The following is a 21,565-nucleotide window of genomic DNA, read 5'->3' as shown; positions in this document are numbered from 1 at the left end:
ACTCTCTCTCTTGTGCGTGGCTCACTCGCTGCGGGCCGGAACTAGAACATCGCGCTGCCCACTGGATGTGAGCGAGCTGACCAGGCCGGCCTTTTCCATCTGCTCGAGCAGATTGGCCGATCGGTTGTAGCCGATACGCAGTTTGCGCTGAACGTAGGAAATGCTGGCCTTGCGGTCTTTCAGCACGATTTCTACCGCCTGATCGTAGAGCTCGTCCTTTTCGCCGCCGCCTTCGCCATCGTCATCACCACCTTCGCCATCGACAGAGCCGCCTTCCAGAATGCCTTCGATGTAGTCGGGTTCGCCCTGCTCCTTGAGATAGCTGACCACGCGGTGCACCTCGTCGTCGGAGACAAAAGCGCCATGCACGCGGATCGGCAGGCCGGTACCGCTGGCCATGTACAGCATGTCGCCCATGCCCAGCAGGGTCTCGGCCCCCATCTGATCCAGCACGGTGCGGCTGTCGATCTTGCTGGAGACCTGGAAGGCAATACGCGTCGGAATATTGGCCTTGATCAGGCCGGTGATCACGTCCACGCTGGGGCGCTGGGTCGCGAGGATCAGATGAATGCCGGCCGCACGCGCCTTTTGCGCAAGGCGGGCGATGAGCTCTTCGATCTTCTTGCCCACCACCATCATCAGATCGGCCAGCTCGTCGATCACGATGACGATGTGCGGCAGGCGCTGCAGCGGCTCGGGCTCCTCGGGCGTCAGGCTGAAGGGGTTGGGAATCGACTCCTCGCGTGCCTTGGCCTCATCGATCTTGCTGTTGTAGCCGGCCAGATTGCGCACCCCGAGCTTGCTCATGAGCTTGTAGCGGCGCTCCATCTCGGCCACGCACCAGTTCAGACCGTTGGCCGCCTGCTTCATGTCGGTGACCACAGGGCACAGCAGATGGGGAATGCCTTCATAGACCGACATTTCCAGCATCTTGGGATCGATCATGAGCAGACGCACATCGCGCGCCTCTGCCTTGTAGAGCAGAGACAGAATCATGGCGTTGATACCCACGGACTTGCCCGAGCCGGTCGTTCCGGCAACCAGCACGTGGGGCATCTTGGCCAGGTCGGCCACCACGGGGTTGCCCACAATGTCCTTACCCAGCCCCATGGTCAGCAGACTCTTGGCGTCGTGGTAGACCTGCGAGCCCAGCACTTCGGACAAACGGATCGACTGGCGCTTGGCATTGGGCAGCTCCAGCGCCATGAAGTTCTTGCCGGGAATGGTCTCTATCACGCGAATCGAGACCAGGGACAGCGAACGTGCCAGGTCCTTGGCCAGATTGACGATCTGCGAGCCCTTGACACCCGTGGCAGGCTCAATCTCATAGCGAGTGATCACAGGACCGGGCATGGCCGCAACCACCCGCACCTCCACGCCAAAGTCCTTGAGGCGCTTTTCAATCAACCGGCTGGTCATCTCCAGTGTCTCGGCAGACACCAGCTCCTGGCGCTGCTGGGCCTGGTCCAGCAGATCCACCTGCGGCAGCTTGCTGTCCGGATGATCGGTGAACAGCGGCTTCTGGCGTTCCTTCACCACCCGGGCGCTGGGTTGGCTGGCCTCCTGCAGCACGGGCTCGATGATCTGCACAGGCTGATGCACCGGTGCAGCAATCGCACCTTCTGTGCGGTCAAACACCACTTCCTCGCGTTCGCGGGCCGCTCTCTTGCCGACAGAGACATCTTTGGCAATTTCACGACGCTCGCGGCCAAACTGCACCATGCCGTCCAGGCGTGCGCCCAGGCCTTCGGCCAGCTTGCCCCAGGAAAAGCCGAACACCATGGCAGCGCCCAGCACGAACAGGCAGATGCCGATCAGGCCCGAGCCCGCAAAACCCAGCCATTTGAGGGCGTTGAAGCCCATCATGTAACCAAACACGCCACCGGCAGGGCCCGGCAGCAGGTTCTCGAAGCGGTACAAGCGCGTCCATTCCAGCGCACAGCTGGCAATCATCAGAATGGCCAGACCGCCCCAGAACAGAAAGCGGCGACGCCACAGCGGCATCAGAGCCAGAGGACTGCCGTCCTTGTTCACCCCGCCACGCATCCAGCGCACCAGCGATGTCACCCAGGTCTGCACGGCGGCCAGCACCAGCCACCAGATGGACATGCCGAAGCCGAAGTAGCAGGCATCGGCCAGCCAGGCACCCACACGGCCCATCCAGTTGTGCACAAACGGCTTTTGCCCGGCGCCCGAAGTGGACCAGGCTGCGTCTTGCGGCGAGTAGGTGAACATGGCCATGAGCCAGAACACCAGCGCCAGCAGGCCGATCAACAGCAAAACCTCCTGGCTGAAGCGAATCACTCCATAGCGCGGAGTCGCAGCGCGGGATTTTGATTTGCTGGAAGAAGACGCGTTCGAAGCGTTCAATGTATATGTCATACGCAGGCGCAAGCTTACCTTAGGCCCTTATCCAAGCGGTGCATTCGGCCAAGACGATCGCTCAGCGTAATGCAAGCACATGCAACAAAACTGCCATACGGTAGCCGGATTCGCTTCGTCACTATCATTTTTAACAATTCCGGTGATTAAAAACAGCTGCACGCGCAGACCTTGATCCGGAGCGATACTCCCACATCTTCCCAATGTTTTCATGACCGCGCGCCGGCTGTCGGCCTGCTTTTTTCAGAGTTCCGCTCCATGTCCTCTACCAAACACGCACAAGTTCTCATCCTCGGCTCCGGCCCTGCCGGCTATACCGCAGCCGTATACGCGGCCCGTGCCAACCTCAAGCCCCTGCTGATTACCGGCATGGCCCAGGGTGGCCAGTTGATGACCACCACCGAAGTGGACAACTGGCCTGCCGACGTCATGGGCGTGCAGGGCCCCGAGCTGATGCAGCGTTTTCAGGAACATGCCGAGCGCTTTAAGACCGAAATCGTTTTCGACCACATCAACCAGGTTGACCTCTCCAAGCGCCCCTTCACCCTGACCGGCGACAGCGGCGTCTATACCTGCGACTCGCTGATCATCGCCACCGGCGCATCGGCCAAGTACCTGGGCCTGCCCTCTGAGGAAGCCTTCATGGGTCGCGGCGTGTCCGCTTGCGCCACCTGTGACGGCTTTTTCTATCGCGAGCAGCCCGTCTGCGTGATCGGTGGCGGCAACACGGCCGTAGAAGAAGCCCTCTACCTTTCCAACATCGCCAGCAAGGTCACCCTCGTGCACCGCCGCGACAAGTTCAAGGCCGAGCCCATCCTCGTGGACAAGCTGATGGAAAAGGTCGAGGAAGGCAAGATCGAGCTCAAGACCCATTTCACACTGGATGAAGTGCTGGGTGACCAGAGTGGCGTGACCGGCATCCGCATCAAGAGCACGCAGGACGGCCACACCGAAGAGGTCAAGCTGCAAGGCGCTTTCATCGCCATCGGCCACCACCCCAACACCGACATCTTCCAGGGTCAGCTGGAGCTGGAAAACGGCTACATCATCACCCAGGGAGGTCTCAAGGGCTTTGCCACCCAGACCAGCGTGCCCGGCGTATTCGCCGCCGGCGACTGCCAGGATCATGTCTACCGCCAGGCCATCACCAGCGCCGGCACCGGCTGCATGGCAGCCCTGGATGCCCAGCGTTTCCTGGAACAGGAATCCTGATGACGCCAGGACGCCTCGGCGTCTGAGCGGCTGTTAGCGCATGTTCGGCGCAAAAGCCCTTGGGTTTGGCCAGTTTTGGCCGGCACCAGGGGCTTTTTTGCGAAAACGCTATAATCGCAGACTTTGCTGAATTCCAGGTTCGCGCTTTACCGTGCTTCGGGACTTCCGCAATCGGGCTACCGCCACCCATTACAAACTGGCGAGGTGAGGTTGTCGGCACCTCCTGCTCCTGCAGGATTCCAGAGCCGGCGGCCGATTCAACTATCGGAGTGTCCCAATGGCACGCGTATGTGAAGTTACGGGCAAGAAGCCCATGGTGGGCAACAATGTTTCCCACGCCAACAACAAGACCAAGCGTCGTTTCCTCCCCAACCTGCAATACCGCCGCTTCTGGGTGGAGAGCGAAAACCGTTGGGTGCGCCTGCGCGTTTCCAGCGCTGCTCTGCGCCTGATCGACAAGAACGGTATCGACTCCGTGCTCGCAGACATGCGCGCTCGTGGCCAAGCTTAATTTCCTGAAGGAGAAACACCATGGCTGCTAAAGGCGGACGCGAAAAGATCAAGCTGGCTTCCACTGCTGGTACCGGTCACTTCTACACAACGACCAAGAACAAGAAGACGATGCCTGAAAAGATGTCGATCATCAAGTTCGACCCCAAGGCTCGCAAGCACGTCGAGTACAAGGAAACCAAGCTGAAGTAATTCGGCCTGTTTCTTGAAAAGCCGCCTCACGCAAGTGCAGGCGGTTTTTTCATGCCTTTGCGACTCCTGTCGCGGCGCGAGAGCTGACGCAGCGACCCTCCCTATACTTGGCACTTTGCAACGAACAGGGATGGATCAGATGAATCACAGGACGCTGAGCACATTGCTTTTCTCGCTTGCCGTGTCGCCAGCCGTCTTCGGCCAGACCTTCATCTGCCCCACGGGTCCCGGCCCCGGCCAGCGCCAGGTCGGCATGACAGGCGGCTCACCGGGTCTGGCCTCGGTACCCGTCTGCGAGCAGTTCAGCTCCGCGCCAGCCGCCGCCCAGCGCCCCGAACCGTCGCCCGCCGATGCCCTGGGCGGTCTGGCGCGCAGCCAGCTGGAACTGCTGCGCGAGGGGCAGGAGCTGATCAAGGAAGGACAGAGAATTGCACAAGACCCGCAGTATCAGAAGCTGCGCAAGGGCTACTGGATGTTTTCGCATGACGAGAAAAACCCGCGTTCCGGTCTTGAATGTGCGGCGATCTTTGGCAGCATCTCCGGTGCCGTTCAGCTTTCCGGCCCTACGGCCAAGCACAACGGTGCCCTGCTGACCTTTCTGGGCATGGACATTCCCCAGCCCGCCAGCCCGCGCAAGATCAGAACCACTCTGACCCAGAACCAGGACCGGCCCCAGGAGGTCGGCGCCATCAACTACACCATGTCCAATGGCAAATGGGGAGCCATCGTCTACGCGCTGGGCGGCCCCGAAGCACTGGTCAAGGAGCTTGGGGAAGAGGAAGAAGCCCGCTTCAAGGTCTCTGTGGAAGGCAAGGAGGTCATCAGCACCTTCTACAAGGAAGGCGGCAAGGCCCGTGAATTCCTGAGCAAGTGCATGGCCGGTCAACCGACGAAGTAAAGGACCCCGGCCAGCGCTAGCTGCGCAGACTCTGCCCCAGTTGCCGGCACGCCATCGCGCCCAGATCCTGCATCGCCCTCTCCATGAGTTCGTCGACCGGATGGGTGCAGGCCAGGCGCATGCAGTGCTCGTACCTGCCGGAGTTGGAAAACATGCTGCCCGGCGCAATACGTATGCCGCGCGCCAGGGCTGCCGTGAACAGGTCCGAGGTTGACATCTGCGCGGGGAACTCCAGCCACAGGCACAGGCCGCCGCCTGGCAGGCTCATGCGCGTGCCCAGCGGGAAATGACGTGCCACCAGTCTGGCCATGGCCTCGCGCTGCCGCTTGAGCTGCTGCCTGAGCTTTTCCAGACTGCGCTGATGGGTGGGTGAGCCCAGCACCTCGGCCACGACCAGCTGCCCCAGCGTCTGGGTATTGCGGCTTTGTGCAAATTTCAGCATCTGGATGCGGCCATGCCATTGGCCGCCATTCATCCAGCCCTGGCGTAGGCCCGGCGCCAGACTTTTGTTGAAGGCCTGGCAATAGATCACATGCCCGGAGACACTGTCCCAGGCCTTGAGCGGCTTCACCGGCAGCCCTTCGACAAACAGACCGTAGGAGTCGTCCTCGATCAGCGCCGCCCCATGGGCTGCGCACAGGGTCACGAGTCTGGCCTTTTTCTCATCCGGCATGCGCGCGCCCAGCGGCATCTGCAGATCCGGCACCACCACCACGGCCTTCAGGCGCGGCTGGGTCTGAAAGGCCAGCTCCAGCGCCTCGATGGACATGCCGGTGCGCGGGCTGCAGGGAATCTCCAGCGTTTTCAGCTGCAGGGACTCCACCACCTGCAGCAGGCCGTAATAGGTTGGCGATTCGACGGCCACCATGTCCCCGGGTGATGCCACGGCAGCCAGCGCCAGACTCACCGCTTCGGAATTGCCGGTGGTTGCCAGCACATCGGCAGGCGCCACACGGATACCGGAGGCCAGCGCCCGTCTGGCCATGGCCTGCTGAAACAGCGGATGATTGCCCTGATTGGCCAGCAGAGAGCGCCCCTGCGAGAGCAGGGTCGGATGCTCGCGCAGCAGCCGGGTGACGGTCTTGTTCAGATAGTGATGATCGAACAAGGAGGCAGGCGGCGTGCAGCCACCGATGTCCATATAGACCTCGGCCTGACGGCCGCGCTCGAGCAGCAGAGAAATATGCTCGTTGATGCCCACGAAATGCGCATGCGCGCCGGGAGACAGCGGCTGGCTCAGGTCCGGTTCGCTGGCCAGAGGAATATCGCCCGTCCTCGTCGCGCACACAAAGTAGCCCACGCGGGGCCTGGCCTCCAGACAGCCCTGCGCTTCCAGAAAACGCAGCACCTGCAAGGCCGTCGAGAGGCTGATGTCATGCCGCGCCATCAGCTCGCGCACCGACGGCATGCGCTCCCCGGGTTTCAGGCTCCCCAGCTCCATGGCCTTGCTGTAGTGCGCGGCCAGCCGTTGATACAGCGGCAGCAGCACATCGCTTGCCGCATGATCGACAGGCTGTGATTCGGAGGGGGAGGAAGTCAGCATGATGACAAAACGCAGGACCGGGCAGGCATCATGCCAGCAAGCCCTGTTCTGCAACAGATACAGATTGTCAGCAAACATACCGGAACAGATGCACAGCAATCCATGCTGCTACGCCCGCACGGAACGCTTGCTGTGCCTGTTCTGCCAAGCCGTGCTTCCTTACGCTTGAGGCCTGAATCACAGACCCCTAGCCACCATGTCACAGCCGGACCCCACCCCGAAAACACATAGTCTCAACAACGGCCAAGCCGCGTCGCTGCTGTTTGAACCAGGCAGCGAACTGTTCTGCCAGCAAGGGCCGCTGCGTCTGGCCATCGGGCCGCTGAGCTTTACCGACAATCACTTCGGTCAGGTCATGGTGCTGCAAACCGGGCAAAGCTGGCGTTGCCCCAGTCGCACCTGGGTGCAGCTGAGCACGCCGGCAGGTGCAGCCTGGATTCAATATCCGGCGGCACGGATACAGCAAAGCCGCCCCCACCCGAACAGGGCAGCACAGCGGCTTGAAGAGGGAAAAGGCCTGAGCTTCGCGCTTGCCAGAATCTGGCAGCAGCTTGGCAAGCTCGGCCTCAGACGTGGGCAGCGCGCAGCTTGACGGAGAAATCCTTGAGTGCCGCAATGCCGCTGGCCTCGGCGCGCTGGCACCAGGCCTGCAGCTGACCGGTCAGTTGCTCGCGACTCAGGCTGGTGTTGAGCCACAGCTGACGCAGCTCTTCGCGCATGACCAGCATCTGGTCAATCACCGGGTGCGCAGCGCGGGCCTGCGCCAGTTGGCTCTGGGCACGCACGGGCACCTTGTCGGCATCACGGTGCAGCCAGCGTTGCACACCCTTGAGCAGGGAGACATCCGACTTCTGTGCCTGCTTCTGCTTGAGCAGGTCCAGCTCGTGCTGAACCGCCGTGCGCACGCCGCGCGCATAACGGGCCATGACCTCGTAGCGATTGGCAATGATGGCTTCCAGCGTCAGCTCGTCGGCCACGGGCTTGACGACGCCCATGCGCAGACGCGGTGGGGTTTTCTTGACCTTGGCCCAGCCCAGCTTCTGCATGAGGCTGATATAGACCCAGCCGATATCGAACTCGTAGGGCTTGACGGAGAACTTGGCCGAAGTGGGAAAGGTATGGTGGTTGTTGTGCAGCTCTTCGCCGCCGATGATGAGGCCCCAGGGCACCAGATTGGTGGAGGCATCCGTCGCCTCGTAGTTGCGATAGCCCCAGAAATGCCCCACGCCGTTGACCACGCCCGCAGCCCAGAATGGAATCCAGATCATCTGCACGGCCCAGATCGACAGGCCGATCACGCCGAACAGCGCCACATTCAGGATGAGCATCAGCGAGGGGCCCATCACCGAATGGCGGTAGATGTTGCGCTCCATCCAGTCGTCGGGCGTGCCGTGACCGTATTTTCTGAGCGTTTCCTCGTTCTTGGCCTCGGCACGGTACAGCTCGGCACCTTCGCGCATCACCTTGCCCAGGCCGCGCGTCTGCGGGCTGTGCGGGTCATCTGCGGTCTCGCACTTGGCATGGTGCTTGCGGTGGATGGCCACCCATTCCTTGGTCACCATGCCCGTGCCCAGCCAGAGCCAGAAACGGAAGAAATGCGAGGGAATAGGCCCCAGATCCAGCGCCCTATGCGCCTGGCTGCGGTGCAGATAGATGGTGACACCCGCAATCGTGAAGTGGGTGGTGATCAAGGTGTAGAGCAGCAGCTGCCACCACGACAGATCCCACAGGCCATTGGCCATCCAATCCACGACGGCATTCCAGATCGAGGCTATATCCAGCGACATAAATAACAAAGCCTTTGGCAAAAAACCGCGCCCACCCGATAAGCACGGTCGTGCCATTTTAGGTGATCCGCCGGCCGGGCTGCTGCCGATTCCCCGACAGCAGATACCGGATTTGCACCGAAGTTACGCCTTTTTCACCCAAACAGCGGCGAAAAACCCGTCTGTCTCGTGCTGGTGTGGCCACAGACGCAGATAACGTCGGCCCTCGTCACCGCCGCTGCAAAGCTTGTCGCCGTCGGCAATCTTGAGCTGCTCGAGCACCTCGCCCGCGTCCAGCGGAACGAACTCGGGGTGAGCGGCACTGAAGGCTTCGGCAATGGCTTCGTTTTCCTCTGGCAGGATGGAGCAGGTGGCATAGATCAGACGGCCACCGGCCTTGACCAGGCGCGCGCTGCTTTCCAGGATGGCAGCCTGTTTCTGCGTCAGCTCCTGCACGGCCTTGACGCTCTGGCGCCACTTGAGGTCGGGATTGCGGCGCAGCGTACCCAGGCCCGAGCAAGGAGCATCGACCAGCACGCGGTCGATCTTGCCGGCCAGGCGCTTGACGCGCTCGTCGCGCTCGTGGGCAATTGCGGCAGGGTGGACATTGGAAAGACCCGAACGCGCCAGACGAGGCTTGAGCGCATCGAGGCGATGACCCGAGACGTCGAAGGCATACAGGCGGCCGGTGTTGCGCATGGCCGCGCCAATGGCCAGGGTCTTGCCGCCGGCGCCAGCGCAAAAGTCCACCACCATTTCGCCACGCTTGGCATCCAGCATCAGTGCCAGCAGTTGCGAGCCTTCGTCCTGCACTTCGATGGCGCCGCGGTTGAAGGCATCAACCTTGGCCAGCGCGGGCTTGCCGTCCACACGCAGACCGATGGGCGAGAACGGCGTGGGCTCGGCCTTGATGCCGGCTTTTTCCAGTTCCTTGCGCAGATCGGAGCGCTTGTCGTTGAGCGTGTTGACACGCAGATCCAGAGGAGCGGCCTGCTCCATGCTGGCGGCCAGTGCCCAGAATCCATCACCCAGCTGGGCCTTGAGCGGCTCGACCAGCCATTCGGGCAGATTGTGGCGGTGCGCCTCCATCAGCTCTTCGGGCTTGACGCCGTCGCAGGCAGCCAGCCACTTGAGTTCCTGGGGCGTCAGCGCGGCCTTGATAAAGGTCTCGCTGTCCTGGCCGTCCTTGTTCTTGACCTTGCCTTCCTTCTTGGCCTGCTCGCGCAGCACGGCGGCAAAGCCCAGGATGGCCAGCCGGCGCTCGCGTGCGCCGCTGCCCGAATGCGCCAGCGCTTCGAACAGCAGCTTCTTGCGCAGCACGGTGTAGACGGTTTCGGCCAGGGTGGCGCGCTCGCGCGGGCCCAGATAGCGGTTTTCGCGGAAAAAGCGGGACACCACGGCATCGGCCGGGTGTTCAAATGTCAGGGCGCGCTTGACGAGTTCAGAGCAAGCGTCGAGAAGGGCTTTGGGATGCATGGGCGCAATTGTCCCACTCTCGCCCTGGCCCTGGCTGGCGCCAGAAATCTATGACGCCGGCCTGCTCCAAACGATTCATAGTAAAAACAGGCTTCAGCCCTTTTCCTTCAAGCGTTGACAGCTCATCTTTTTAAAGCATCATGTCCGACCACGATCTGCCTGCACTCATCACCACCGAGCCCGGTCTCTACGAACACTACAAAGGCATGCGCTATGAAGTCATAGCCACGGTGCGCCACAGCGAAACCCTGGAACCCATGACGCTTTACCGCGCGCTCTATGGCGAGCATGGCCTATGGGTGCGCCCTGCCGCCATGTTCAACGAGACCGTGGTGATTGATGGCGTGGAGCGGCCACGCTTTCGCCGCCTGCCCGCCGAGGAGCAGAAATCAGCATAAAGATAGGCTCTATCGCTTACCTATAAAGAGATAGAAGCTATCAAATCTGATCAAGCCTTGATCAGATTGAGCACGGCTTGCGGATAGATGATGTGCTCCTGCACCAGCACGCGCGCAGCCAGCAGCTCGACCGTGTCACCCTGCAGCACGGGCACCACGGCCTGCTCCAGGATGGGGCCCACGTCGAGCTCGGCCGTCACGCGGTGCACTGTGCAGCCCGCAAACTTGCAGCCCGCATCAATCGCACGCTGGTGGGTGTGCAGACCGGTGAAGGCCGGCAGCAGCGAGGGATGGATGTTGATCAGCCGGCCCTCATAGTGCGCAACAAAGCCTGGCGTGAGAATGCGCATGAAACCGGCCAGCACCACCAGATCGGGCGCATGGCGATCGATGACCTGCGTCAGCTCGGCATCAAAGGCCTCGCGGCTGTCGAACTGCTTGTGATCCAGCACCTCGGTGGCGATGCCGTTGTCCCGCGCGAACACCAGGCCCTTGGCCTCGGCCTTGTTGCTCACCACGGCGCTCACGCGGGCGTTGTACTGCTTTGCCCAGTTCTGCTGCTGGGATGCACGCACAATGGCAGCCATGTTCGAGCCGCCGCCCGAGATGAGGATCACGATGTTTTTCATGGGCGGCGATTGTCGCATTGACGGACAAACCCTATCGGGTTTGCACCAGTTCCTGTGCGCTGCCCTAAGACTTTCGAGGAGATCCCATGCCGTTTGACCCACGCAACACCCCTTTGAGCGCCATCGAATCCCGCGTTCTGGCCACGCTGATGGAAAAGGCCCGCACCGTGCCCGACAGCTATCCGCTCACGCTCAACAGCCTGGTCACGGGCTGCAACCAGAAGTCCAGCCGCGACCCGGTGATGGAGGTCAGCGAGGGCGAAGCCCAGGAGGCACTGGACAGCCTGCGCCTCAAGACCCTGTCGGTGCAGATCAGCAGCGTGCGCTCCACGCGCTGGGAGCACAACTTCCCGCGCGGCATTGGCGTGCCCGACCAATCAGCCGTGCTGCTGGCCCTGCTGATGCTGCGCGGCCCCCAGACCGCTGGCGAGTTGCGCATCAACTCCGAGCGCTGGCACCGCTTTGCCGACATCTCCTCGGTCGAAGCCTTTCTCGACGAACTGCGCGAACGCAGCGAGGAAAAAGGCGGCCCGCTGGTCGTGCAGCTGCCGCGCGCCCCTGGCGCCCGCGAACAGCGCTGGGCCCATCTGCTTTGCGGCCCGGTGGATGTCAACGCCCTGGCAGCAAGTACCGGCAGCGCCAGCACAGGCGGCAATGCATCGGCCCTGCAGCAGCGTGTGGATGCGCTCGAAACCGAAGTTGCCCAACTGCGCGCCACCGTGCAGATGCTGTGCGAATCGCTGGGCGTGGAACCGCCTGCTGCCCCGGCTGAATAAATCCAGACAGAAACTGCTAGCTGCCAGCGTTCGTCCAATAAGCGCTGGCGGCCTGCTTCGTTACAAACGACAGGCCGGCGCCAAAAACTGGCGCATGCCACGCAAAGACAGGCAGGCGCAGCCGCTCAGGAGGCGCTCATCCCTGGGGTTTCCCGCCATTTGTCGCAACCCGGACAGCCAGAAAAAGAACGTGCGTGCTACAAATCTCCAGCATTTGCAGGAGACAACGCATGGACTTGGCATTCACCCCTGAAGAACAGGCTTTTCGCGAAGAGATCCGCAGCTGGGTGCGGGCAAATCTGCCCGAGGATATTGCGCACAAGGTGCGCAACGATCTGCACCTGACGCGCGAGGACATGCAGCGCTGGGCCAAGATTCTGGGCAAAAAAGGCTGGCTCGGCTACGGCTGGCCCAAGGAATTCGGCGGCCCCGGCTGGAGCGCCGTACAAAAGCATTTGTTCGAGGAAGAATGCGCACTCGCCGGCACGCCGCGCATCGTGCCCTTCGGCCCCGTGATGGTGGCGCCGGTCATCATGGCCTATGGCACACCGGAGCAGCATCGGCGCTTTCTGCCCGGCATCGCCAGCGGCGAAGTCTGGTGGAGCCAGGGCTATTCCGAACCGGGTTCGGGCTCGGACCTGGCCAGCGTCAAGACCCGCGCCGAACGCGTGGGCGACAAATACATCGTCAACGGCCAGAAGACCTGGACCACGCTGGGCCAATACGGCGAGTGGATCTTCTGCCTGGTGCGCACCAGCAACGAGGGCAAGCCCCAGACCGGCATCAGCTTCCTGCTGGTCGACATGAAGTCGCCGGGCGTGACCGTGCGCCCCATCAAGCTGCTGGACGGTTCTCACGAGGTCAACGAGGTCTTTTTCGACAATGTGCAAGTGCCTGCCGACCAGCTGATCGGCGAGGAAAACAAGGGCTGGACCTATGCCAAGCACCTGCTCAGCCACGAGCGCACGAATATCGCCGATGTGAACCGTGCCAAGCGCGAGCTGGAGCGCCTCAAGCGCATCGCCAAAACCGAAGGCGTCTGGGAAGACCAGCGCTTCCGTGATCAGATCGCCCTGCTGGAGATCGATGTGATCGCGCTGGAAATGCTGGTGCTGCGCGTGCTCTCGGCCATGAAGTCGGGCAAGAACCCGCTGGACATTGCCGGCCTGCTCAAGATCAAGGGCAGCGAGATTCAGCAGCGCTACTCCGAGCTGATGATGCTGGCCGCAGGCCCTTATGCCCTGCCCTATATCCAGGAAGCCATGGAAGCCGGCTACCAGGGCGACTTTCCCGGCAACGTGCTGGGCAATGCGCCGCTGGCCGCGACCTACTTCAATATGCGCAAGACCACCATCTATGGCGGCTCCAACGAGGTGCAGCGAAACATCGTCGCCCAAACCGTGCTGGGCTGATTCAGAAGCAGTGAAGGCGACGATGTTTCGCTTGCGCGAATTCGTTCTGCTCCCCCGCGCCCCCTCCGGGAGGGGGTTCTAGATTGAGCTTCGCTGGGCTGGTTTGGCGCTTCACGCCAATTGCGGCCCGGTGGCAGGAGACAAATATGGATTTCGATTTTTCCGACGACCAGCAACAACTGCGCGATGCCGTGGCCCGCTGGGTGGACAAGGGCTATACCTTCGAGCGCCGCCAGAGCATTGCCAAACAAGGCGGCTTCTCGCGCGAGGTCTGGAACGAGCTGGCCGAGCTGGGCCTGACGGCCCTCACCGTGCCCGAGCAATATGGCGGCCTGGGCCAGGGCGCGGTCGATGTGATGGTGGTCATGGAGGAGCTGGGCCGCGGTCTAGTGATGGAGCCTCTGACCCAGGCTTTCGTGGCCTCCGCCTTGCTCGGTCAGTTCGGCGACGAAGCCGTCAAGCAAGCCTGGCTGCCCCGTATCGCCAGCGGTGAAAAGCTGGTTGTGCTCGCATCGCAGGAGCGCAAGGCGCGCTACCAGATTGATGTTTGCGCCGCAAAAGCCTCTAAATCCGGCGATGGATATACGGTAGATGCTACGAAAAACATTGTTCCTGCGGGCGACCAGGCCGACGCCTTCATCGTGCCGGCCCAGCTCGACGGCAAGATCGCGCTCTTCCTCGTCGAGAACGGCAGCGAAGGCGTCGCCACCAAGCCCTATGCCACGCAGGATGAGGGTCGCGCGGCCGATCTGGTCTGCCGGTCAGCAGCGGCCACCCTGATCACCACCAATGGCGTGGCTGCCCTCACCCTGGCACAGGATGTGGGCAATGCCGCTCTTTGCGCCGAAGGCGTCGGCGTGATGGAGCAGACGCTCAAGCTCACCACCGAGTACATGAACCAGCGCAAGCAGTTCGGCGTGGTGATCTCCAGCTTCCAGGCCCTGCGCCACCGCGTGGCCGATATGAAGATGCAGCTGGAGCTGGCCCGCTCCATGAGCTACTACGGCACGCTCAAGCTGGTCGCGCCTGCCGAGGAGCGCCATGTCGCCATCGCCCGCGCCAAGGTGCAGCTGGGCCAGTCCATGCGTTATGTGGGCCAGCAGGCCGTGCAATTGCATGGTGGCATCGGCGTGACGGACGAATATGTGGGCAGCCACTATTTCAAGCGCCTGACCCAGATGGAGATGACGGGCGGCGACACCTTGCACCACCTGGGCACGGTATCGGCCCATATGCAGGACAGCGCCGGCGTCTTTGCCTAACAGGCCTGCATCAATATTCATCAAAATCACGGCAACTGCATTCAACCCAAAACTAAAAGTCAACAGCACGCTTCGGCGTGCTGTTTTGCTTGCTGCATGCACTATGGACCCTGCCGCTCTTCCTATGATCTTTGCGCCATTCACAAAGATCAAGGAGACATGCATGAGCACCCGAGACAGCGAAAAGTATCTGCTGGAGTCCATCCGCCTAGCCATGGGCAATGTCAAGGGCCGCGAATCCGCGACCTGGCCTTTCGGTGCCGTGCTGGTGCGTGACGGCAAGGTCCTGGCGCGCGCCGTCAACCAGGTCGATGATCTGTGCGATCCCACGGCCCACGCCGAGATGCAGGCCCTGCGCATTGCCGCCAAGGCCCTGGGCAGCACCGATCTGTCCGGGGCCGTCATGTATGCCAGCGGCTATCCCTGCTCCATGTGCCACACCGCCATGCTGCTGGCCGGCGTGAAACAGGTGTACTTCGCCTACTCCAACGAAGACGGCGAGCCCTATGACCTGTCGGCCGCGCGCGGCTATGAGGAACTGGCTCGCCCTGAAGGCCGGCGCGAACTGCCCGTCATCAGCCACCGCGTGCGCGATGCCGGCGAGGACCTGTACCAGGCCTGGCAAAAGGCCGTGGACGAAGATCGCGCCACGGTCTAGCCTGCACTGGCTCCAGCCGCCATCATGAACAAAGCCCTGAATGACGAGTTCAGGGCTTTTGCATTCTGGAGGACCTCAGGTCAGCAGATAGTCCACCGGCTTGAGCGGCGCCGGAACCTGGGGGTCACCCAGCGACTGGCTGAGGCTGATCTCGATGCTGCGGCAGATGCTGTCCAGTGCCAGGTCGTTGCTTTCCATGCCGAATGGCTCTTCCAGCTCGTCACCCAGCACATCGAGACCGTAGAAGGTATAGGCCACGATGGCTACGACAAACGGCGTCATGAAGCCCGTGATGTCCACCAGACCGAAAGGCAGCAAAAAGCAGTACAGATGGGCCGTGCGGTGCAGCAGCAAGGTGTAGGAAAACGGAATCGGCGTATTGCGGATGCGCTCGCAGGAGGCAGCGGCCGTCGTGAAGCCGTTGAGGGTACGGTCCAGCTCCACGGCCAGGCAGGGGTCTATGCGCTGCTCGCGCACGCACTGGCCCAGATCCTTGCCCATGGCCAGCATCAGCGCATCGGTGCGCTGATTCAGCGGCAGCAGTTGCAGGCGCTGCCACTCGGCATGGGTCAGCCACTGCTGGGCCGCCACATCGTCCTTGAGGCCGCGCAGCTGGGCCCGCAGCACATGAGAAAAAGCCACGGCCCGGTGCACCATGCGCACGCGCACATCGCTGGCCCGCTGGCGCGGGTCTATGGGGTGATCGAGCTCGATCAGGCTCAGGCACTGGCGGGCCAGCGTGCGTGCATAGATCACGATCTCGCCCCAGAGCTTGCGTCCTTCCCAGTAGCGCGCATACGCGGTGTTGTTGCGAAAGCCCAGAAAAATCGCCAGCGGCAGGCCGATCAGGGTGAACGGGATCGGCGTGATGGGAATCTTGGTGTGGAACAGCGTGCCATGCGCCACGGTGACGATGATGGCCAGCACGATGTTGACGGCAAGCACGCCTTTGATGCGTTGCAGCACCGAGCCCCGGACAATCCACAGCAGCTTGAAGCCCGACGGGCGATCTCTGACGATCATGAAAACGAGAAATAAGGTCTAAACCCGAATTCAATCACAAGCATGCGGGGATTTCAGCCAGTGCCGAGAACTCCCACTGCGTCAGTAGGCAGCCTGGGCCGCGCCAGCACGGTCCATGCGGCATCTGCTGCACCTGGGCAGCCAACCCCGACATAGGGTGCCAACCCGCCAGCCAGCATAAGAAAAGCCCCGCATTGCGGGGCTTGGGCGGCGATAGGGGCTCAGGCTGCCTGCAGGCTGCTGGCACTACTCACGCGTTGCGACAGGCGCAGGCGGCTGATGAAGCCGATCTGGCGCAGGGCTTCGGCAAACTCCTGCTCGGTGCCGCGCTCGGTGCGCGAGGCCAGCTCGGCAAACAGGCCGGCGCGCGTGTAGTGGCGCACGCAGGCGATGAAGGGAAAGCCATGGCGCGTGCGATAGGACTGGTTCAGCTCGGCCAGGCGCTCGCCCTGCTCCTGCGCCAGATCCCCCAGCCCCGCGCTTTGCTGCTCCTGCTGGGAGTCAACGGTCAGCGTGCCGGAGCGCACGGCGCTGGCCGACAGCTCGGGGTGGCCACAGAGAAAGCGCAGGGTCTGCTCACGCGGGCTGCCATGCACGGCGGCCAGCATGGCCTGGTGCAGTGCGTCCAGGCTGGCAAAGGGGCGCTGCTGCGCTGCAGCCTCGGCCACCCAGGGGGCGTATTCAAAAACCTCGCCGAGCGCGGCCGCAAAGTCTGCGTGCGTCATGACGTTGAGCTCGTCGAGCGTGGGGATGGAGGAGGTAGTGGTGCTAGTCATGAGGCCAGTGTAGGAAGCGCGTTTCCCGCCTCACAGTGCTGGCTTGTTATAGCCCGTATAGCAGCCGGCTACGTCGATGCCGTCAGCACCTGCGAGGCCTGATTGAGCAGGGCGCGCAGCCAGATATGGGAGGCATCCCGGTGCCGGGACGAATGCCAGAGCTGGTAGAAGCGCATGACGCGGTTGCCCATGGGCAGAGGCACCATGGTCAGCGGCAACCGTCTGGCGTGATAGGCCGCGAAATGGCGGCTGGTGGTCAGCAGCAGGTCGGTGCCCACCAGCAGATCCGGCGCCATCGAGAAGTGCGAGCATTGCACGCGGCCGTCACGGCTCACGCGCATGGTGCCCAGACTGCTCTCCACCACGCCGCGCTGATCGGGCGAATAAGGCGTGAACACCACATGCGCGGCCTGCAGATAGTGCTCGGCCGTCAGCCGGCCCGGCCCGGCCAGAGGATGCGTTTCATCGAGCAGGCAGACCACCTCGTCCTCGAGCAGCGTGGACATGTGCAAATGCTCGGGCGGGCTCGGCCAGTTGCCGATGACGATATCCACCTCGCCGCTTTGCAGGGCCTGCTCGTAGTCGAAGTTCTGGCCCAGCGGCAGCAGGACCAGCCTCGCGCCCGGTGCCTGCGCTCGCATGAGCTGGACCACGCGCGCCATGAAGGGCGGTGCCAGATAGTCGGGCATGGCGATGGTGAAGCGCAGTTGCGTGGTCTCGGCCACAAATTCCTTGCCGACGCTCAGCAGCCCGTCGATCAGGCCCAGCGCCGCACGTGCCTGCTCCACGGCCTGAAGCGCGCGCGCCGTCGGCACCATGCGGTTCTTGTCCCGCACCAGCAAAGGGTCGTTGAAGATGGCCCGCAATCGCCGCAGCGCCGCGCTGATGGCCGGTTGTGACTGATTGAGGCGTATTGCCGCGCGCGACACGCTTTTTTCGCTGATCAGGGTGCACAGCACGCGCAGCAAATAGGTATCGAACGGTTCTTCGCTGCGAGACACGTGTTTTCCCTAGAGATATGCATTTTGCTATGCGGCTCATAGCAGGCGCTTAGTTTCGCATATCGCCACAAGTCGCGACCATGCAAGTGTCCGCAAACCCAACAACAAATTTCCGAGACAAGGACTTGCCATGAGTGCTCATCATGTGCCGATCAGCGGCACTGCTGCTTCCGTCGATCAGGTCGACGCCACCTACTCCAAGATTTCCTGGCGCCTGCTGCCCTTTCTGGGCGTGCTGTGGGTGCTGGCCTGGCTGGACCGCGTCAACATCGGCTTCGCCAAGCTGCAGATGCTCGACGATCTGAAATTCAGCGAAGCCGTCTACGGCCTGGGCGCCGGCATCTTCTTCATCGGCTACTTCCTGTTCGAAGTGCCCTCCAACATGTTGCTGCAGAAGATAGGCGCCAAGAAGACGGTGATGCGCATCACCATAGGCTGGGGCCTGATCTGCATCTTGCAGGCCTGGGTGACGACACCGACCCAGTTCTACATCCTGCGCTTTCTGATGGGCGTATTCGAGGCCGGCTTCTACCCCGGCATCATCCTCTACCTGACCTACTGGTATCCGTCCAAGCGCCGCGCCAAGGCCTTCGGCACCTTCATGTCGGCCTCGGCCATCGCCGGCGTCATCGGCGGCCCGCTGGCTGGCGGCATCATGACCTGGGCTGCAGGCGCGCACGGCATGCACGGCTGGCAGTGGCTGTTCATCATCGAAGGCATCCCCTCGGTGCTGGCCGGCATCTTTGCCTACTTCTACATGACCGACCGCCCCGAGGAAGCCAAATGGCTCACCGACACGGACCGCGCCGTCGTGCGCCAGCAACTCGAAATCGACCAGAAGGCCCAGGGCGAGCGCCACAGCGACTGGCGCACCCTGTTCGGCAACCCCATGGTGTGGCTGCTGATCGCCGTGTTCTTCTGCCTGCTCTGCGCCAACTCCACGCTGACCTTCTGGATTCCCACCGTGATTCGCGAAGCGGGCTTCACCTCGCCCATGCAGGTGGGCTGGATCGCCGGTGCCGCCTATCTGCTCGGCGCGGCCGGCATGATCATCAACGGTCGCCATTCCGACCACCGTGGCGAGGTACGCTGGCACTTCGCGGGCTCGGCCCTGCTGGGCGCCGTGGGCATGCTGGCCCTGGCCTTCACCATGGGCATGGACAGCATCCCCGTGATCGTGGCGCTGACGGCCATGGTCCTGGCACTGGTGGGCACCATGAGCGCGATCCCCGTGTTCTGGCAGATGCCCAATATGCTGCTCAGCGGCGGCGCTGCTGCAGTGGGCGTGGCGCTGATCAACTCGGTGGCCAATCTGGCCGGCTTCGGTGCCCCTTATCTGATGGGCGTGATCAAGGCCTCCACCGGCAAGGTCGCTCCGGGCCTGTACCTGGTGGCCATCGTGGAAGCGCTGGCAGCCGTTCTCGCCATCGCCTTCGTCGCCCGCATCCAGCGCCGCAAGAACGTCTGAAGGAGTCATCCCGCATGCATCCCACACCCACACCGACCCCGTCGCGCCGACAGTTCGCACTCTCGGGCCTCGTGCTCGGCGCCTCGGCCCTGACAGGCACACACGGCGCGCTGGCCGCCGACACCCCCCCGGCAGTGCCGGCCCAGACCACCGGCCCCATCGTGCTGCATGGTGTCAGCCCGCGCCTGACCATGCATGCCGTGGACACCTTCCATGGCTCTGCAGCCACGGGCTTGCGCATCGACTTTTCGCGCTTCGACGGCGAAACCTATGTGCCGATACGCAGCTTTGTCGTGAACGCCAACGGCCGGGCCGACGAACCGCTGCTGATCGACGACAGCTACCGCAGCGGCCGCTACGAAATGCTGCTGCACGTGGACGAGTACTTTGCAGCCAAGGGCGCCAAGCTGCCGCGCCCGGCCTTTCTGTCCAAGGTGCCGGTGCGCTTCCAGATCGTGAACACGGCAGAGCGCATCCATCTGCCCATCCAGTTCGGCCCCTGGAGCTATACCTATTCGCGCGGCAGCTGAGCCGGCATATCCGCGCTCTATCGCAACCCATCGAAAGACCACTATGGCAGGCATCAGCACCCATGTACTCAACCTCACCACCGGTCGCCCCATAGCCGGCATGCGGGTGGAACTCTACGACGTGGCGCAGACCCCGGCGCAGCGCCTGAACAGCACCCGTACCAATGCCGACGGTCGCACCGACGCCCCCATGCTGCCCGCCGCCGCGGCCCGCACCGGGGACTTCGAGCTGCGCTTTTACACAGGCGAGCATTTCAAGGAGCCCACGGCGCTGTCGGAAGAGGTGCTGGTGCGCTTTTCCATCTTCGACGCGGCCCAGCACTACCACGTGCCCATGCTGTGCTCGCCGTGGTTCTTCAACACCTACCGCGGCAGCTGATTTTTTACCAAGGAGAACGACTCGATGAACAACGAAAACGACAGCGGCAAATACCTGCTTGAATCCATACGCTTGGCCATGGGCAATGTCAAAGGCCGCCAGCAGCCCACCTGGCCCTTCGGCGCCGTGCTGGTCAGGGACGGCCAGGTGCTGGCCCGCGCCGTCAACCAGGTCGATGAGCTCTGCGACCCCTCGGCCCACGCCGAGATGCAGGCCCTGCGCATAGGAGCCAAGGCCCAGGGCAGCACCGATCTGTCGGGGGCCGTCATGTATGCCAGCGGCTACCCTTGCTCCATGTGCTACACGGCCATGTTGCTGGCCGGCGTGAAGCAGGTGTATTTCGCCTACTCCAACGAAGACGGCGAGCCCTACGATCTGTCGGCCGCGCGCGGCTATGTGGAACTGGCCAAGCCCGAGGAGCAGCGCGAGATGGCTCTGATCGGCCAGCGCGTGCGCGACGAGGGCGAAGACCTCTACGAAGCCTGGCAAAAAGCCGTCTCCACCACAGTCTGAACGCGTTTCTGTCCTCTTGCTCCTGCCCCGCGGCGCCAGCCCGGGGCTTTTTTTTACGCCCTAGCTGCGCCAGCGCGATCCACGCGGCACATGGGCCACGAGAAACTCCATCTGGTCGGCCAGAATGCGGCGGTTTCTCAGGATGAAGTCCTCCCACAGCGTGGGCGTGTAGGGGGTGTAGAGCAAGGGCATGCGGGCCTGCTCCGGCGTTCTGGCCCCCTTGCGGTGGTTGCAGGCGCGGCAGGCCGTGACCAGGTTCATCCAGCTGTGCTGCCCGCCGGTGCTCACGGGGACAATGTGCTCGCGCGTGAGATCGCTCTCATGGAAGCGCCGCCCGCAATAGGCGCAGACGCAGCGGTCACGAGCAAAGAGCTTGCCATTGGTCAGACCCGGCAGCAGCTCATGCGGGTTGATGTTCGGCATGCCCTTGGTGCCGATGATGGAGTTGATGTGAATGACTGACTGCTTGCCGGTCACCGCATTGTGGCCACCGCGAAAGCAGGCGATTTCGACACCGGCTTCCCAGCGCACATCTTCTGCTGCGTAATGCAGCGCCGCCTGCTCCAGCGTTACCCAGGACTGCGGCAGCCCCTGGGCTGTCAGCTTCAAGACTTTCACAACCAGCCTCCATACAGTCAAACTTGGACCACGGAAAACGGACAAGCGTCTTGGCGCTTTTGAGCACAATCGTGCAGCCTCCACAGCTGCCTGATTTGAAGCAATATACTCTGAAACTATGTCAAATTGACGGCTTGTGTCGC

The 21,565-nt window shown here is 62.6% G+C and carries 23 protein-coding genes; 14 read left to right on the top strand and 9 right to left on the bottom strand.

What is annotated here, in order from left to right:
* Nucleotides 1–21: 21 nt before the first annotated feature.
* Nucleotides 22–2,382, bottom strand: coding sequence for a DNA translocase FtsK (locus JAO85_RS03855; RefSeq protein ID WP_041743917.1), 2,361 nt, complete (start codon nt 2,380–2,382; stop codon nt 22–24).
* A 258-nt stretch (nt 2,383–2,640) separates the two neighbouring features.
* On the opposite strand from JAO85_RS03855, the gene trxB reads away from it, so the two are divergent.
* From trxB to JAO85_RS03835, 4 genes are all read left to right on the top strand, one after another.
* Nucleotides 2,641–3,594 carry a thioredoxin-disulfide reductase gene (gene trxB / locus JAO85_RS03850; RefSeq protein WP_003067867.1) on the top strand — a complete coding sequence of 318 codons (954 nt, stop codon included), beginning with the start codon at nt 2,641–2,643 and terminating at the stop codon, nt 3,592–3,594.
* Nucleotides 3,595–3,871: 277 nt separating this feature from the next.
* Nucleotides 3,872–4,105: a 50S ribosomal protein L28 gene (gene rpmB / locus JAO85_RS03845; protein ID WP_003058229.1), complete on the top strand. Its 234-nt coding sequence runs from the start codon at nt 3,872–3,874 to the stop codon at nt 4,103–4,105.
* 20 nt (nt 4,106–4,125) lie between these two features.
* The gene (rpmG, locus tag JAO85_RS03840) at nt 4,126–4,296 is read left to right on the top strand and encodes a 50S ribosomal protein L33 (RefSeq protein WP_003058233.1); all 171 of its coding nucleotides are present in this window, start codon (nt 4,126–4,128) and stop codon (nt 4,294–4,296) included.
* Nucleotides 4,297–4,435: 139 nt separating this feature from the next.
* Nucleotides 4,436–5,194 carry a hypothetical protein gene (locus JAO85_RS03835; RefSeq protein WP_237734714.1) on the top strand — a complete coding sequence of 253 codons (759 nt, stop codon included), beginning with the start codon at nt 4,436–4,438 and terminating at the stop codon, nt 5,192–5,194.
* A gap of 16 nt (nt 5,195–5,210) precedes the next feature.
* On the opposite strand, the gene JAO85_RS03830 is transcribed toward JAO85_RS03835, so the two are convergent.
* Nucleotides 5,211–6,815, bottom strand: coding sequence for a PLP-dependent aminotransferase family protein (locus JAO85_RS03830; protein WP_202787541.1), 1,605 nt, complete (start codon nt 6,813–6,815; stop codon nt 5,211–5,213).
* Nucleotides 6,816–6,933: 118 nt separating this feature from the next.
* Here JAO85_RS03830 and JAO85_RS03825 point away from each other — a divergent pair, with 118 nt between their 5' ends.
* Nucleotides 6,934–7,329, top strand: a complete 396-nt coding sequence (locus tag JAO85_RS03825) for a hypothetical protein (protein ID WP_012837195.1) — start codon at nt 6,934–6,936, stop codon at nt 7,327–7,329.
* Here JAO85_RS03825 and JAO85_RS03820 read toward each other — a convergent pair.
* Together JAO85_RS03820 and JAO85_RS03815 are read right to left on the bottom strand one after the other, a co-directional pair.
* Complete coding sequence (locus tag JAO85_RS03820; RefSeq protein ID WP_202787540.1) at nt 7,304–8,524, bottom strand: fatty acid desaturase; 1,221 nt, start codon at nt 8,522–8,524, stop codon at nt 7,304–7,306. The two genes, JAO85_RS03825 and JAO85_RS03820, sit on opposite strands and share 26 nt — an antisense overlap.
* A 123-nt stretch (nt 8,525–8,647) precedes the next feature.
* Complete coding sequence (locus JAO85_RS03815) at nt 8,648–9,979, bottom strand: RsmB/NOP family class I SAM-dependent RNA methyltransferase (RefSeq protein ID WP_039049851.1); 1,332 nt, start codon at nt 9,977–9,979, stop codon at nt 8,648–8,650.
* Between the two features lie 140 nt (nt 9,980–10,119).
* Here JAO85_RS03815 and JAO85_RS03810 point away from each other — a divergent pair, with 140 nt between their 5' ends.
* Nucleotides 10,120–10,377 carry a DUF1653 domain-containing protein gene (locus JAO85_RS03810; protein WP_087084906.1) on the top strand — a complete coding sequence of 86 codons (258 nt, stop codon included), beginning with the start codon at nt 10,120–10,122 and terminating at the stop codon, nt 10,375–10,377.
* Nucleotides 10,378–10,427: 50 nt separating this feature from the next.
* Here JAO85_RS03810 and purN read toward each other — a convergent pair whose 3' ends face one another.
* On the bottom strand, nt 10,428–11,006 hold the full coding sequence (gene purN, locus JAO85_RS03805; protein WP_202787539.1) for a phosphoribosylglycinamide formyltransferase: 579 nt from the start codon (nt 11,004–11,006) through the stop codon (nt 10,428–10,430).
* 86 nt (nt 11,007–11,092) lie between these two features.
* Here purN and JAO85_RS03800 point away from each other — a divergent pair, with 86 nt between their 5' ends.
* The 4 genes from JAO85_RS03800 to JAO85_RS03785 all read left to right on the top strand — a co-directional run bounded on the left by JAO85_RS03800 (nt 11,093) and on the right by JAO85_RS03785 (nt 15,114).
* Nucleotides 11,093–11,782, top strand: a complete 690-nt coding sequence (locus tag JAO85_RS03800; protein ID WP_202787538.1) for a YceH family protein — start codon at nt 11,093–11,095, stop codon at nt 11,780–11,782.
* Between the two features lie 230 nt (nt 11,783–12,012).
* Nucleotides 12,013–13,194 carry an acyl-CoA dehydrogenase family protein gene (locus JAO85_RS03795; protein ID WP_039049848.1) on the top strand — a complete coding sequence of 394 codons (1,182 nt, stop codon included), beginning with the start codon at nt 12,013–12,015 and terminating at the stop codon, nt 13,192–13,194.
* Between the two features lie 146 nt (nt 13,195–13,340).
* Nucleotides 13,341–14,456 carry an acyl-CoA dehydrogenase family protein gene (locus JAO85_RS03790; protein WP_202787537.1) on the top strand — a complete coding sequence of 372 codons (1,116 nt, stop codon included), beginning with the start codon at nt 13,341–13,343 and terminating at the stop codon, nt 14,454–14,456.
* Nucleotides 14,457–14,619: 163 nt separating this feature from the next.
* A complete protein-coding gene (locus JAO85_RS03785; RefSeq protein ID WP_054073627.1) occupies nt 14,620–15,114 on the top strand; it encodes a nucleoside deaminase in 495 nt (164 codons plus the stop codon).
* A 75-nt stretch (nt 15,115–15,189) separates the two neighbouring features.
* Here JAO85_RS03785 and JAO85_RS03780 read toward each other — a convergent pair whose 3' ends face one another.
* The 3 genes from JAO85_RS03780 to JAO85_RS03770 all read right to left on the bottom strand — a co-directional run bounded on the left by JAO85_RS03780 (nt 15,190) and on the right by JAO85_RS03770 (nt 17,914).
* Nucleotides 15,190–16,137 (bottom strand): bestrophin family protein, encoded by a 948-nt coding sequence (locus JAO85_RS03780; protein ID WP_039049845.1) that lies wholly within the window; start codon nt 16,135–16,137, stop codon nt 15,190–15,192.
* 221 nt (nt 16,138–16,358) lie between these two features.
* Nucleotides 16,359–16,913, bottom strand: a complete 555-nt coding sequence (gene uraD, locus JAO85_RS03775; RefSeq protein WP_202787536.1) for a 2-oxo-4-hydroxy-4-carboxy-5-ureidoimidazoline decarboxylase — start codon at nt 16,911–16,913, stop codon at nt 16,359–16,361.
* Nucleotides 16,914–16,981: 68 nt separating this feature from the next.
* Nucleotides 16,982–17,914 (bottom strand): LysR family transcriptional regulator, encoded by a 933-nt coding sequence (locus JAO85_RS03770; protein WP_054073531.1) that lies wholly within the window; start codon nt 17,912–17,914, stop codon nt 16,982–16,984.
* A 130-nt stretch (nt 17,915–18,044) separates the two neighbouring features.
* Between JAO85_RS03770 and JAO85_RS03765 the strand changes: the two genes are divergently transcribed.
* Genes JAO85_RS03765 through JAO85_RS03750 form a run of 4 tightly spaced genes read left to right on the top strand, consistent with a single transcriptional unit; the run spans nt 18,045 to nt 20,804 of the window.
* Entirely contained in the window at nt 18,045–19,382 is a 1,338-nt protein-coding gene (locus tag JAO85_RS03765; RefSeq protein ID WP_003066146.1) for an MFS transporter, read from the top strand.
* Nucleotides 19,383–19,396: 14 nt separating this feature from the next.
* The gene (locus JAO85_RS03760) at nt 19,397–19,912 is read left to right on the top strand and encodes a hydroxyisourate hydrolase (RefSeq protein ID WP_012837182.1); all 516 of its coding nucleotides are present in this window, start codon (nt 19,397–19,399) and stop codon (nt 19,910–19,912) included.
* A 43-nt stretch (nt 19,913–19,955) separates the two neighbouring features.
* Nucleotides 19,956–20,291 carry a hydroxyisourate hydrolase gene (gene uraH, locus JAO85_RS03755; RefSeq protein WP_012837181.1) on the top strand — a complete coding sequence of 112 codons (336 nt, stop codon included), beginning with the start codon at nt 19,956–19,958 and terminating at the stop codon, nt 20,289–20,291.
* A 24-nt stretch (nt 20,292–20,315) separates the two neighbouring features.
* Nucleotides 20,316–20,804, top strand: coding sequence for a nucleoside deaminase (locus JAO85_RS03750; protein ID WP_003066140.1), 489 nt, complete (start codon nt 20,316–20,318; stop codon nt 20,802–20,804).
* Nucleotides 20,805–20,864: 60 nt separating this feature from the next.
* Here JAO85_RS03750 and JAO85_RS03745 read toward each other — a convergent pair whose 3' ends face one another.
* Complete coding sequence (locus JAO85_RS03745; protein ID WP_003066139.1) at nt 20,865–21,422, bottom strand: HNH endonuclease; 558 nt, start codon at nt 21,420–21,422, stop codon at nt 20,865–20,867.
* Between the last annotated feature and the right edge of the window lie 143 nt (nt 21,423–21,565).

Origin of the sequence: Comamonas sp. NyZ500 (assembly GCF_016772095.1) — a bacterium.
GTDB lineage: Bacteria > Pseudomonadota > Gammaproteobacteria > Burkholderiales > Burkholderiaceae_C > Comamonas > Comamonas thiooxydans.
Note: the sequence above shows the minus strand (reverse complement) of the source record. Positions and strands in the feature narration are given on the sequence as shown.

What these genes read in the sequence shown, in the direction of transcription:
- JAO85_RS03855 (WP_041743917.1), bottom strand. Translation starts at nt 2,382, where the DNA reads ATGACATATACATTGAACGCTTCGAACGCGTCTTCTTCCAGCAAATCA.
- trxB (WP_003067867.1), top strand. Translation starts at nt 2,641, where the DNA reads ATGTCCTCTACCAAACACGCACAAGTTCTCATCCTCGGCTCCGGCCCT.
- rpmB (WP_003058229.1), top strand. Translation starts at nt 3,872, where the DNA reads ATGGCACGCGTATGTGAAGTTACGGGCAAGAAGCCCATGGTGGGCAAC.
- rpmG (WP_003058233.1), top strand. Translation starts at nt 4,126, where the DNA reads ATGGCTGCTAAAGGCGGACGCGAAAAGATCAAGCTGGCTTCCACTGCT.
- JAO85_RS03835 (WP_237734714.1), top strand. Translation starts at nt 4,436, where the DNA reads ATGAATCACAGGACGCTGAGCACATTGCTTTTCTCGCTTGCCGTGTCG.
- JAO85_RS03830 (WP_202787541.1), bottom strand. Translation starts at nt 6,815, where the DNA reads ATGTTTGCTGACAATCTGTATCTGTTGCAGAACAGGGCTTGCTGGCAT.
- JAO85_RS03825 (WP_012837195.1), top strand. Translation starts at nt 6,934, where the DNA reads ATGTCACAGCCGGACCCCACCCCGAAAACACATAGTCTCAACAACGGC.
- JAO85_RS03820 (WP_202787540.1), bottom strand. Translation starts at nt 8,524, where the DNA reads ATGTCGCTGGATATAGCCTCGATCTGGAATGCCGTCGTGGATTGGATG.
- JAO85_RS03815 (WP_039049851.1), bottom strand. Translation starts at nt 9,979, where the DNA reads ATGCATCCCAAAGCCCTTCTCGACGCTTGCTCTGAACTCGTCAAGCGC.
- JAO85_RS03810 (WP_087084906.1), top strand. Translation starts at nt 10,120, where the DNA reads ATGTCCGACCACGATCTGCCTGCACTCATCACCACCGAGCCCGGTCTC.
- purN (WP_202787539.1), bottom strand. Translation starts at nt 11,006, where the DNA reads ATGAAAAACATCGTGATCCTCATCTCGGGCGGCGGCTCGAACATGGCT.
- JAO85_RS03800 (WP_202787538.1), top strand. Translation starts at nt 11,093, where the DNA reads ATGCCGTTTGACCCACGCAACACCCCTTTGAGCGCCATCGAATCCCGC.
- JAO85_RS03795 (WP_039049848.1), top strand. Translation starts at nt 12,013, where the DNA reads ATGGACTTGGCATTCACCCCTGAAGAACAGGCTTTTCGCGAAGAGATC.
- JAO85_RS03790 (WP_202787537.1), top strand. Translation starts at nt 13,341, where the DNA reads ATGGATTTCGATTTTTCCGACGACCAGCAACAACTGCGCGATGCCGTG.
- JAO85_RS03785 (WP_054073627.1), top strand. Translation starts at nt 14,620, where the DNA reads ATGAGCACCCGAGACAGCGAAAAGTATCTGCTGGAGTCCATCCGCCTA.
- JAO85_RS03780 (WP_039049845.1), bottom strand. Translation starts at nt 16,137, where the DNA reads ATGATCGTCAGAGATCGCCCGTCGGGCTTCAAGCTGCTGTGGATTGTC.
- uraD (WP_202787536.1), bottom strand. Translation starts at nt 16,913, where the DNA reads ATGACTAGCACCACTACCTCCTCCATCCCCACGCTCGACGAGCTCAAC.
- JAO85_RS03765 (WP_003066146.1), top strand. Translation starts at nt 18,045, where the DNA reads ATGAGTGCTCATCATGTGCCGATCAGCGGCACTGCTGCTTCCGTCGAT.
- JAO85_RS03760 (WP_012837182.1), top strand. Translation starts at nt 19,397, where the DNA reads ATGCATCCCACACCCACACCGACCCCGTCGCGCCGACAGTTCGCACTC.
- uraH (WP_012837181.1), top strand. Translation starts at nt 19,956, where the DNA reads ATGGCAGGCATCAGCACCCATGTACTCAACCTCACCACCGGTCGCCCC.
- JAO85_RS03750 (WP_003066140.1), top strand. Translation starts at nt 20,316, where the DNA reads ATGAACAACGAAAACGACAGCGGCAAATACCTGCTTGAATCCATACGC.